Raw genomic sequence first — 9,547 nt, 5'->3', positions numbered from 1 at the left:
TGTTTCATACGCCTGTACAAGTTTTGATAGTGCATCGTAATATTTCATATATAATTCTATATATTTTTTAGGGTTACGAAACTGATAGTAACGTGCGAGCTGTTCGTATTGCGTAACTTCTTGTCCATATTTTTCGATTTCAGATTGAGACATGAACATTCCTCCTTTGTCATCATTAAAACTATATGCGAAGCAAGAAAGCGGTTATGCAAAAAAAATGATTTTATAAAGGGAAAATTAAAAAGTGACAACAAATATGTTTTCATAAAGAGGTGCTGGTGCTTACGAGAATTTCACAGAGTAAAGCAGTACATATGACTGTACGAAAGTAAAATAAATGCCAAATTGAAAGTGCATTTCAATTAACATATTGAATACATGTCCAAAAATCGCTAGAAAACTAGGGATTTTTTTAATTATAGGCAAATACACATACAAAGTGATAATTGTCCTACATAAATTATAAAGGAAAGATACTTTGAATCTGAGGAAAGGAGTGCCACTTCGGGATAGGGATATCCCGATAGTAATTGTGAATGAAGTTATGAAAAGGTTTTGTGTTATAGACTGTAGGATGAATTTGTAAACTTCATTTTTCTATTTATTTTAGCAATTGACAGTATTAACCCATAAGAGAGCGTCATGACGAACTGATTAGTGTGGTTAATCGGTTCTTTTTTTATAGTTTAAAAATGAAAAGTTTACATAATGAATAGGAATCTGAATTGATTAGTAAGGTGGGTGTCGAAATTTGTTTTAAAATATGCAATTTAAAGTAGGATAATAGGAAGGAGTTTAACGGGAGTTCCGTCGAAGTGTACAGAATGTCGGTATTTAAGGACAGCTGGCATTATGCTATAAAAACATTTGGTGATGCAGTCATTTCATATAAAAAGGAGGGTCATTTGGGCGTATAGAAAAGGGTTGGTCTTTGGTTTTTTAGTTCTGAATTTTCTGTTTTATAAAATTTTTTAAGCACTCATTTGTATATTTTATAATAGTTTTTTGATAAATTCACTGCTTTTGCAGAGGATTCTTTTTTATGAAAGAAACGTCAATTTTCTTCATATATATATACAAATTGGAGAAATGGGGGAGCGCTATGCGCGATTACTTAATTAAACCACTTGTTGGTCAGCCGTATCCAATGATTTCACATGGAAAAGGTGTTTATTTGTATGATCAAAATGGCAATAAATATTTTGATGGTTCGTCAGGAGCAATTACGGCAGGTATTGGGCATGGCGTAAAGGAGATTGCAGACGTTATTAAAAAGCAAGCTGAGGAGATTGCTTTCGTTTATAGATCACAGTTTACGAGTGAACCAGCTGAAAAATTAGCGAAGAAGTTAAGTGATTTAAGTGTAGGAGATTTGAACTGGAGTTTTTTTGTAAATAGTGGTACGGAAGCGAATGAAACAGCTATGAAAATTGCAATTCAGCATTTTCAAGAGCGAGGTATTCAAGGGAAACATAAAATTTTATCAAGATGGATGAGTTATCACGGTATTACGATGGGTGCTTTATCGATGTCTGGGCATCCACTACGTAGACAACGTTTCGTATCTATTTTGGAAGATTATCCGACTATACCAGCTCCATATTGTTTCAGATGTCCTGTTCAAAAGGTATATCCAACTTGTCAACTGGCATGTGCGACTGAACTAGAAAGATCAATTGAAAGAATTGGTGCAGAGCATATTGCTGCTTTTATTGCTGAGCCGATTATCGGAGCAGCTGGAGGCGCGGTTGTTCCGCCGAAAGACTATTATAAAGTCATTAAAGATATTTGTAATCATTACGATATTTTATTTATTGCGGATGAAGTAATGACTGGGCTTGGTCGTACTGGAGCATGGTTTGCGATGGAGCATTGGGGCGTAGAACCGGATATTATGACACTTGGTAAAGGGTTAGGAGCGGGATATACACCGATGGCAGCGACAGTTGTAAGTGATCGTGTTATGGAACCAATATTACGTGGATCACGTTCAGTAATGAGCGGTCATACGTTAAGTGCAAATCCATTGTCTGCAGCAACGGCTTTAGCTGTTATTGAATATATGGAGAAACATAATCTTCCTGAGAAAACAGCAGAAAAGGGAGAGTATTTAATAAAAGGCTTACAGAAAGTTCAACAACAATCGACAATCATTGCTGATGTGCGCGGAAAAGGGTTGCTAATCGGAGTAGAATTGCAACCGTTTACAAAAGCGTCGGAGCTTATTTCAGTTGCAGCTAAAAACGGCCTGCTTTTATATCAAGCAGTTTCAGGGCAAGCAGGAAAAGAAGATAGTGCGCTGCTTGTAGCACCGCCAATGACAACTACATATTCCGAGTTAGATGAATTACTTTCAATTTTCTCTAAAAGTGTGGAAGAGATGATGCAAAAAGGAGGGCATAGTATCGCATGACAACTATTACAAATACATTCGGTAAATTAAAAGAAATTGAGGAAGTAATTTCTTTGTTCCATGATGATATGACATTAATGTTTGGGGGATTTGGAGGGATTGGATCCCCTCCATCTTTAATACAGGCAATTTTAGAAAAAGGCGTTACAAATTTAAATTTAATTGGAAATGACACTGGATTTCCTGATGTAGGTATCGGTCGTCTTGTTACAAATGAAAGAGTTAAATCACTAATTACTTCTCACATTGGCTCCAATCCAAATGCAGGAAGGCAACTAAACGAGGGAAGATTACAAATTGAGTTTTCTCCGCAGGGAACATTAGCAGAGCGCATTCGCGCTGGTGGCGTTGGTCTTGGTGGTGTTTTAGTTGATGTTGGTGTTGATACGATTGTGGAAGAGGGAAAACGAACAGTTGAAATGAATGGTAAGACCTACTTAGTTGAAACAGCATTAACTGCTGAAGTTTCAATTGTATATGCAAAAAAGGCAGATCCGTTTGGTAACCTTGTATTTGACAAAAGTGCACGAAATATGAATCCTCACGTAGCGATGGCTGGGGATATAACAATTGTAGAAGCGGAAGAAATAGTCCCGCTTGGAAGTTTAGATCCAGAGGAAATTGTCGTTCCAGGTGTTTTCGTAAATTATATTGTACCGTCGGAAGGAGTGAACTGGAAATGGGTATGGGCGTAGAAGTGAGGGATAAGATTGCTAGGCGTGCGGCGAAAGAAATACAAAATGGTATGATTGTAAATTTAGGTATTGGCATACCATCGCTTGTACCAAATCATTTGCCTGACGATATAAATGTTATGTTTCATGCGGAAAATGGAATCGTGGGCATGGGACCAACGCCAAGTAAAGGGAATGAAGACGAAAATTTGTGTAATGCAGCAGGTTTACCAACTTCTCTTATAACAGGAGCGAGTTATTTCGATAGCTGCACAGCGTTTGGGATGATTCGAAAAGGTTTGCTAGACATAACGATTCTTGGTTCATTACAAGTAAGTGAAAATGGCGATTTAGCAAACTGGATTGTACCTGGAAAACGTGTTCCAGGTATTGGTGGAGCAATGGATTTAGCACAAAAAGCGAAGCGGGTCGTTGTTGTGATGAATCATGTTGATAAGTACGGAAATGCAAAAATTGTTTCAGAGTGTACATTGCCATTAACTTCAAAGAAATGTGTAGATTTAATTATTACTGATATGGCAGTCATGGAGGTAACTCCGAGTGGACTTATATTACAAGAATTAATGAGCCCATACACAGTAGAAGATGTAAAACGACATACAGAAGTTGATTTTCAAATTAGTTCTAACTTACTAGTAATTGAATGAAGGGAGATGTAATATATGGAGCAATTAAAAAAGCAAGTTTGTGATTATATTGAGAGCCATGAAGAGGAAAGTGTGAAATTTTTAAAACGATTAATTCAAGAAAAGAGCGTATCTGGTGATGAAAGCGGTGCGCAGGCAATTGTGATTGAAAAATTACGTGAATTAGGTTTAGATCTCGATATATGGGAGCCCTCCTTTTCTAAAATGAAAGATCATCCTTATTTTGTATCACCCCGTACAAGTTTTTCAGATAGCCCAAATATTGTAGCAACTTTAAAAGGAAGTGGCGACGGGAAATCTATGATATTAAATGGGCATATTGATGTAGTTCCAGAAGGGGATGTGAATCAGTGGGAACATCACCCTTATAGCGGTGAGAAAATAGGGAATCGTATATATGGCCGTGGAACGACGGATATGAAGGGCGGAAATGTCGCACTTATGCTTGCGATGGAAGCGATCATTGAATCTAGTATTGAATTAAAAGGAGACATCTATTTTCAAAGTGTAATAGAAGAGGAAAGTGGTGGAGCAGGGACATTAGCAACTATATTACGAGGATATAAAGCAGATGGTGTCATTATTCCAGAGCCTACTAATATGAAGTTTTTCCCGAAACAACAAGGTTCCATGTGGTTTCGTCTACGTGTAAAAGGGAAAGCTGCACACGGTGGAACGCGCTATGAAGGGGTTAGTGCAATTGAAAAAAGCATGTTTGTTATAGAACATGTAAGAAAGCTAGAGGAGAAAAGAAATAGTCGAATTACAGATCCGTTATTTAAAGGAATTCCAATTCCAATTCCAATTAACATTGGCAAAATTGAAGGAGGGAGTTGGCCAAGTTCTGTTCCCGATGAATTAATTTTAGAAGGAAGATGCGGTGTTGCGCCGAATGAGACTATAGAGGCGGCAAAAGAAGAGTTTGAGAATTGGATTGTTGAATTAAATGATGTGGACAATTGGTTTGTTGAAAATCCGGTAGAAGTAGAATGGTTTGGAGCGAGATGGGTTCCTGGTGAATTAGAAGAAAATCATGAACTCATTACAACACTTCATCATAACTTTGTTGAAATCGAAGGGAACGAACCAATTATTGAAGCATCTCCGTGGGGGACTGATGGAGGTTTATTTACACAAATTGCAAACGTACCAACAATAGTATTTGGTCCAGGAGAGACGAAAGTAGCACACTATCCAAACGAATATATAGAAGTTGATAAAATGATAGCTGCCGCAAAAATTATTGCATGTACATTACTAGATTGGTGTGAGGTGAAAAAATGAAATACTATGAATCTTTTAGAGAACAGACGAATTGTTATACAGTAGAAGGCGTTTTAGATTATTTTAATAAACGTATCCGGGTAGATCACTATACAGGAAATGTTGAAAGTATTATACAGACAATTGACGAACTAGCAGAGAAACATTCTTTCACTAAATGTATTATTAAAGGAAAGGGAGAGCATGTTTCAACATGGCTCTCTTTCGGTTTTTTGTTGGAAGCAACGATACCTCATTATTTTCAAGGACACGATGCATACTTTTTTGTGAAATATAATAATGATGAAAGACGAAATAGTATGCATTGGACTGAGGAAGATACTATATTAAGCGGTGTAAAAGGAAAAGAAATAAAAGAAAAAGTAGTTCCAGAGAAATTTTTGCTGAGAAAAGCGACTGAAGAAGATGCAGAAGAATTAGCAACTGTCTTCGGAAAAGTATTTGAAGTGTATCCGACACCTTTAAATGAAGCGAGTTATGTATTACAGACGATGAAAGAAGACGATACAATTTACTACGTGTATGAATTTGAGGGAAAAATTATTAGTACAGCATCTGCAGAAATGAATATAAAGGAAGGGAATGCAGAATTAACGAATTGTGCTACTTTACCTGAATATCGTAAACATGGATTTATGAAAAGTTTACTAATTAAATTAGAGGAAGAGCTTCGAGAAAGATCTATTTTCTGCTCCTATACAATTGCTCGATCCCTTTCTTTCGGAATGAATGCTGCCTTTCATCAATTAGGCTATACGTATACAGGAAGACTGGCGAATAATTGCTACATTTTCGATAAGTTGGAAGATATGAATATATGGGTGAAAGATCTATCTAGTTATTCGAAAGCAGTAAAACTTCCGTCTCAAAATTTGGTTGTAAAGCAAAACAGTTAGGTGGAGCTGGGTGTTCGAAAAGCTGTACTAATTAGAGTTTCGAGTTATCTAATTAAAATATAAAATTGGTCAAAATTATAGAACGGAATCGTCATGCTTACAATCGCACATAGGTGTGCCGAAAATCCGGCATGTAATTGCCGGATTTTCGGCAAGAGGGGGGATGACATTGCTAGCAGTTTCGACACAAGAAGTCATTGAAGCGATTTTGGGCAGTATTGATGAGGCTATACACGCTGTAGATGAAAATGGAATTACAATATTTTATAATTCTGTAGCTGCAAAACACGATGGATCCAAGATTGAAAAAGTGTTAGGGAAACATCTGTTAGAAGCGTTCCCGTCTTTATCAAGGGAAACGAGTACATTGATGAAAGTACTAGATACAAAAAAACCTATCGTACATCAGGTACAACATTATCAAAATTTAAATGGTGAAGATGTTTGTACAGTAAATACGACGTTACCTATTTTTATAGATGGGAATATTGCTGGGGCTGTTGAAATTGCAAAGGATTACTCTACAATTCAAAAACTTACTGACACAATTGTTGACTTACAGTCGAAAATAAAGCGATCATCTAGAAAAAAAGTGATTAAAAAGCACGCTGCATTTGAGACGATAGTGACAAATGATACGCGGTTTAAACAGACGAAAGAGTTAGCACAAAAAGTAGCACCAACAGACGCGAATGTTTTAATATATGGTGAAACAGGAACAGGAAAAGAACTGTTCGTACAAGCAATTCATGAAGCTTCTAAAAGAAAAAACAAGCCATTTATTGCACAAAACTGTGCAGCTTTACCAGAGTCGCTATTAGAAAGTTTATTGTTTGGAACGACAAAAGGAAGCTATACGGGAGCGATTGAAAGAGCTGGGCTATTTGAACTTGTTGATGGTGGTACATTATTTTTAGATGAACTGAATTCAATGCCTCTTGATTTGCAGGCAAAAATGTTACGAGTGTTAGAAGATGGAGTCATTAGAAGAATTGGTGATAATAAGACGAGAAAAGTAGATGTTCGTGTTATTACCGCAATGAACCAGCCTCCAGAAATATGTTTACGAGAGAATAAAATTCGCACTGATTTATATTATCGCTTAAACGTATTTTCATTATATATCCCACCGCTTCGTGAAAGAACTGAGGATGTACTATTATTAGCATCTTATTTTTTGAAAGAATATAATAAAAGTTATAAAAAAGGTGTACTTCAAATTGATGAGGAAGCGAAAGATAGACTGCAAGCTTATCAGTGGCCTGGAAATGTCCGGGAGTTAAAACATACGGTTGAACATGCTGTTATTATTGCAGAAGGGAATACATTAACAGCCAATTGTTTACCACGTACATTTCGGAAAGAGAAGTTTTCGAAGAAGAAGGGTATAATGCCACTTAGAGAAGCACTTCATCAAACAGAAAAAGAATTAATAGATCAAGCGTTGATTGAAACGGAAGGGAATATATTACAAGCCGCAAAAATGTTGGGTATCCCTCGTCAAACGCTTCAATATAAACTGAGCAAGTACGACAAAACCGCCGAATAATCGGCGGTTTTTGTGTGTTTGCACCAATAAAAGAGCGTTTACATATATAAAAAGTAATGAATATGATGTTAAGTATTGATTTCATACAACGCTTAAAAATATTTTTTTGCTTATGTAATAGGGTTCTCCGCACATTTACTTATCAACAATGTAAAGTTGGCATAACTATTGCTTATATAAAGGATGAGCGTATAAAAAGGGGGAATAGCAATGTTACATGATGTATACAAACCAAATCGTCACTGGAAGGATATCGAATTATGGAAAGATGTTACTGAAGAGCAATGGAATGATTGGGTTTGGCAATTAACGAATACGATCAAAACGTTAGATGACTTAAGAAAAGTGATTAACTTAACACCTGAAGAAGAAGAGGGCGTTAAAATTTCAACGAAAACGATCCCGTTAAACATTACACCGTACTATGCTTGGCTAATGAATCCTGATGATCCACGCTGTCCGATTCGGATGCAATCAGTACCGATTTCGGAAGAGTTATATAAAACAAAATATGATTTAGAAGACCCACTTCACGAAGACGAAGATTCACCAGTTCCAGGGCTAACACATCGTTATCCGGACCGTGTACTATTCTTAGTAACAAATCAATGTTCTATGTATTGTCGTTACTGTACACGTCGTCGTTTTAGTGGACAAATTGGAATGGGTGTACCGAAGAAACAATTAGATGATGCAATTGCTTATATTCGTGAAACGCCACAAGTACGAGATGTATTAATCTCCGGTGGTGACGGACTTCTAATTAACGATAAAATTTTAGAATATGTATTAAAAAATTTACGAGAGATTCCGCATGTTGAGATTATTCGTATCGGAACGAGAGCACCAGTAGTATTCCCACAACGTATTACAGAAAACTTATGTAACATTATTAAAAAATACCATCCAGTATGGTTAAATACACATTTCAATACATCTATTGAAATTACTGAAGAATCGAAAAAGGCATGTGAAATGTTAGCGAATGCTGGTGTTCCAGTCGGAAACCAAGCAGTAATTTTAGCTGGTATTAACGACAGCGTTCCAATTATGAAAAAACTTATGCATGACTTAGTAAAAATCCGTGTACGTCCATACTACATTTATCAATGTGACTTATCTGAAGGTATCGGTCACTTCCGTGCACCAGTATCTAAAGGTCTTGAAATTATTGAAGGTTTACGTGGACACACATCTGGTTATGCTGTTCCGACATTCGTTGTTGATGCGCCAGGCGGAGGCGGTAAAATTGCACTTCAACCAAACTATTTAATCTCACAAAGTGCAGATAAAGTTGTACTTCGTAACTTTGAAGGTGTTATTACGACGTATCCAGAGCCAGAGAGCTATATTCCAGGAAGAGCGGAAGGATACTTTAAAGAGATTTATCCGAACTACGAAGAAAAACGTTCAGATGTTGGTATCGCAGGTCTTATGAGCGATAAGAAATTTAACCTCGTTCCAGACGACTTACAGCGTATGAACCGTCGTAAAGACTACGAAGATAATGATACTCATGCATCTTTAAAAGATAAACGTGATAAGCGCGATCAATTAAAAGATAAAAAATATCAAGCACAAATGGCTAAGTTAGAAGAAAACGACAAAAAAACTGAGGGTGATGCAGTATGAATTGTATGTGGTGTGACAGTACAGAAGCGAAAGAAAGCTTGAATACTGTATATTGGGAATTACCAGATGGTACGAAAGCCATTGAAATCCAAGAGACACCATGTATTTCTTGTTCCTCGTGCGGGATGGACTATCAATCAGACCATACAGTAAAAGAAATTGAAGATCAATTATTCTTAATTTACACGAAAGATTTACCAAAACAACTAACATATGAAGAATTAATGGGAAGACCGCGTCTATTAAAAAGAAATTATTTCGACTTTTAACCAGCTTTTATGCTGGTTTTTTTCTTTTTTGCCTTGTATAATGTACCCAAGTTAGAAAGGTAGGGAATATTTTTGAAAAAGACATTTTACCATTATATGATGAAGCATCGTGCAGCTTTATTTAGAAATGAAATTTCAGATTTAGCAGAGGCGATGTATGAT

Annotated in this window: 8 protein-coding genes and 2 pseudogenes; 9 read left to right on the top strand and 1 reads right to left on the bottom strand. The window is 36.5% G+C overall.

Going from position 1 to position 9,547, the window contains the following annotated elements:
* Positions 1-153, bottom strand: a pseudogene (locus ABWK52_RS09300) (DUF4397 domain-containing protein); the annotation flags it as partial.
* A 949-nt stretch (positions 154-1,102) separates the two neighbouring features.
* Between ABWK52_RS09300 and ABWK52_RS09295 the strand changes: the two are divergent.
* From ABWK52_RS09295 to ABWK52_RS29730, 9 genes and pseudogenes are all read left to right on the top strand, one after another.
* The gene (locus tag ABWK52_RS09295) at positions 1,103-2,413 is read left to right on the top strand and encodes an aspartate aminotransferase family protein (protein ID WP_001205879.1); all 1,311 of its coding nucleotides are present in this window, start codon (positions 1,103-1,105) and stop codon (positions 2,411-2,413) included.
* Positions 2,410-3,108: an acetate CoA-transferase subunit alpha gene (gene atoD, locus ABWK52_RS09290; protein ID WP_000208107.1), complete on the top strand. Its 699-nt coding sequence runs from the start codon at positions 2,410-2,412 to the stop codon at positions 3,106-3,108. Before ABWK52_RS09295 ends, atoD begins: the two co-directional genes overlap by 4 nt.
* Positions 3,093-3,755 carry a CoA transferase subunit B gene (locus ABWK52_RS09285; RefSeq protein WP_098542212.1) on the top strand — a complete coding sequence of 221 codons (663 nt, stop codon included), beginning with the start codon at positions 3,093-3,095 and terminating at the stop codon, positions 3,753-3,755. The genes atoD and ABWK52_RS09285 overlap by 16 nt, the downstream gene beginning before the upstream one ends.
* A gap of 15 nt (positions 3,756-3,770) precedes the next feature.
* A complete protein-coding gene (locus tag ABWK52_RS09280) occupies positions 3,771-5,039 on the top strand; it encodes a peptidase (protein WP_000436691.1) in 1,269 nt (422 codons plus the stop codon).
* Positions 5,036-5,935, top strand: a complete 900-nt coding sequence (gene ablB, locus ABWK52_RS09275; RefSeq protein ID WP_000878603.1) for a putative beta-lysine N-acetyltransferase — start codon at positions 5,036-5,038, stop codon at positions 5,933-5,935. The genes ABWK52_RS09280 and ablB overlap by 4 nt, the downstream gene beginning before the upstream one ends.
* Before the next feature lie 163 nt (positions 5,936-6,098).
* Entirely contained in the window at positions 6,099-7,484 is a 1,386-nt protein-coding gene (gene rocR, locus ABWK52_RS09270) for an arginine utilization transcriptional regulator RocR (protein ID WP_074643110.1), read from the top strand.
* A gap of 210 nt (positions 7,485-7,694) precedes the next feature.
* Positions 7,695-9,116, top strand: a complete 1,422-nt coding sequence (ablA, locus tag ABWK52_RS09265) for a lysine 2,3-aminomutase (protein WP_000902142.1) — start codon at positions 7,695-7,697, stop codon at positions 9,114-9,116.
* Positions 9,113-9,385 carry a YokU family protein gene (locus tag ABWK52_RS09260; RefSeq protein ID WP_000995763.1) on the top strand — a complete coding sequence of 91 codons (273 nt, stop codon included), beginning with the start codon at positions 9,113-9,115 and terminating at the stop codon, positions 9,383-9,385. The genes ablA and ABWK52_RS09260 overlap by 4 nt, the downstream gene beginning before the upstream one ends.
* Positions 9,386-9,457: 72 nt before the next feature.
* A pseudogene (locus ABWK52_RS29730) lies at positions 9,458-9,547 on the top strand (YozE family protein); the annotation flags it as partial.

This window comes from Bacillus sp. AP50 (genome assembly GCF_040492675.1).
GTDB lineage: Bacteria > Bacillota > Bacilli > Bacillales > Bacillaceae_G > Bacillus_A > Bacillus_A cereus.
Note: the sequence above shows the minus strand (reverse complement) of the source record. Positions and strands in the feature narration are given on the sequence as shown.

Coding starts and splice junctions, on each gene's coding strand:
- ABWK52_RS09280 (WP_000436691.1), top strand. CDS start 3,771: ATGGAGCAATTAAAAAAGCAAGTTTGTGATTATATTGAGAGCCATGAA.
- atoD (WP_000208107.1), top strand. CDS start 2,410: ATGACAACTATTACAAATACATTCGGTAAATTAAAAGAAATTGAGGAA.
- ABWK52_RS09260 (WP_000995763.1), top strand. CDS start 9,113: ATGAATTGTATGTGGTGTGACAGTACAGAAGCGAAAGAAAGCTTGAAT.
- ABWK52_RS09295 (WP_001205879.1), top strand. CDS start 1,103: ATGCGCGATTACTTAATTAAACCACTTGTTGGTCAGCCGTATCCAATG.
- ABWK52_RS09285 (WP_098542212.1), top strand. CDS start 3,093: ATGGGTATGGGCGTAGAAGTGAGGGATAAGATTGCTAGGCGTGCGGCG.
- ablA (WP_000902142.1), top strand. CDS start 7,695: ATGTTACATGATGTATACAAACCAAATCGTCACTGGAAGGATATCGAA.
- ablB (WP_000878603.1), top strand. CDS start 5,036: ATGAAATACTATGAATCTTTTAGAGAACAGACGAATTGTTATACAGTA.
- rocR (WP_074643110.1), top strand. CDS start 6,099: ATGACATTGCTAGCAGTTTCGACACAAGAAGTCATTGAAGCGATTTTG.